Origin of the sequence: Acidithiobacillus sp. (genome assembly GCF_023255755.1) — a bacterium.
Lineage (GTDB): Bacteria > Pseudomonadota > Gammaproteobacteria > Acidithiobacillales > Acidithiobacillaceae > Acidithiobacillus.
The window spans coordinates 7944-9518 of the sequence record NZ_JAGDVS010000144.1 but is presented as its reverse complement, the minus strand read 5'-3'; the positions used below and the strand labels follow the sequence as shown (position 1 = coordinate 9518).

The window sequence follows — 1575 nt, the reverse complement described above, 5'->3', positions numbered from 1 at the left end:
GCCATTCAAGCGCTCTCCCAGCTGAGCTATGGCCCCGATGCGGCGTAATATATGGGTTCATGGGGATGATGTCAAACATTTTTCGTGTGCACCTGTCCATCAGCAGCATGCGCTCAAAGGTCCACGACCATACCGTCATAGGCGGGAATGATCGACTCCGGTAACTCCGCAGCCAACGTCGCATAATCAATATCATGGGTCATATGGGTAAGAATGGTCCGCTCTGCGCCAATACGCCGCGCCCAGTACAGGGCCTCTTCCACGTTAAGATGGGTGGAATGCTCTTCATAACGCAGGCAGTCAAGAATCAGGATTTTCAGCCCCTGCAACAGCGTCAGACTACTATCGGGAATAGTTTTTAGATCAGTAAGATACGCCGCATCATTAAAACGGTACCCGAGAATAGGCAGATGACCGTGCATCACGGGTATCGGCGTCACCTCAACCCCACCAAAGGTCTGCGGCGATGCCATCCGGTGCATGGATAGCGAAGGTTTCGCCCAAGTGATATCCGGCGGCTGGAAACAATAGCGAAAACGGCTCTCCAGCTCCGTTGCCGTGCGCCCATCCGCATAACAAGGGATCACGACCATCTGCGCAAAATTGAAGGCACGCAGGTCGTCGACACCATTGATATGATCGGCGTGGAAATGGGTATAGAGCACAGCGCTCAGTGCCTGCACACCGGCGTGCAACATCTGCTGACGCAGATCCGGACCGGTATCTACCAGCAGATCAACCCCCTCATCCTGCACCAGAATACTGGCTCGCAGGCGGCAGTTGCGTGGGTCAGCGCTGCTACAAACCGGGCAATAGCAGGCAATCACTGGTGTTCCGGCACTGGATCCCGTACCGAGGAACACAATCTTCATGCCGCTACCGCGTGCTTAAACAGGGCGTGGAAATTGGCCGTGGTCTGCGCGGCGATATCCTCCAGCGTCTCACCCCGCAACGCCCCGAGAAAGGCCGCGACATGCGCGACAAAAGCAGGCTCGTTGCGCTTGCCGCGTTGCGGCATGGGGGCCAGATAGGGCGCGTCCGTCTCCACCAGCAGGCGATCCGCCGGCACCTTCCTGGCCACCGCCTGCAATTCAACGGACTTCTTGAAGGTCACAATACCGGAAAAGGAGATATAAAAGCCCATATCCAGGGCCGCCTTCGCAAAATCCCAGTTTTCGGTGAAGCAATGGATGACGCCACCGGCTGCCGCCGCATCTTCACTGCGCAGCATGGCGATGGTGTCCGCCGCCGCCGCACGGGTATGGACGACCAGCGGCTTTCCCGTAACCTTGGAGGCGGCAATATGCCGGGCAAATCGCTCCCGCTGCCAGGACAAATCCCCTTCACTGCGGAAATAATCCAGGCCGGTCTCGCCGACGGCCACTACTTTGTCTGCCGCCAAGGCGGCGAGCAGATGCCCCCATTCCGGGGTCTCTACTGCGGGTTCATTGGGATGCACACCCGCCGCCGCCCACACGCCGGGGTACTCGGCAGCCAGCGCCTGCATGGACGACTGTGCCGCATTCATCAGCAAACCGGCAATGAAGACCGAAGCCACCAGCATGCCCACGCCGC

2 protein-coding genes are annotated in these 1575 nt (G+C 58.6%); both read right to left on the bottom strand.

Annotation, left to right across the window (positions count from 1 at the left end; all coding sequences use genetic code 11):
* Positions 1 to 113 precede the first annotated feature (113 nt).
* The gene (locus Q0C48_RS10100; protein WP_291523982.1) at positions 114 to 872 is read right to left on the bottom strand and encodes an MBL fold metallo-hydrolase; all 759 of its coding nucleotides are present in this window, start codon (positions 870 to 872) and stop codon (positions 114 to 116) included.
* Positions 869 to 1575: TatD family hydrolase (locus tag Q0C48_RS10095; RefSeq protein WP_291523980.1), on the bottom strand; the 707-nt coding region annotated here is incomplete at its 5' end. The genes Q0C48_RS10095 and Q0C48_RS10100, both read right to left, overlap by 4 nt.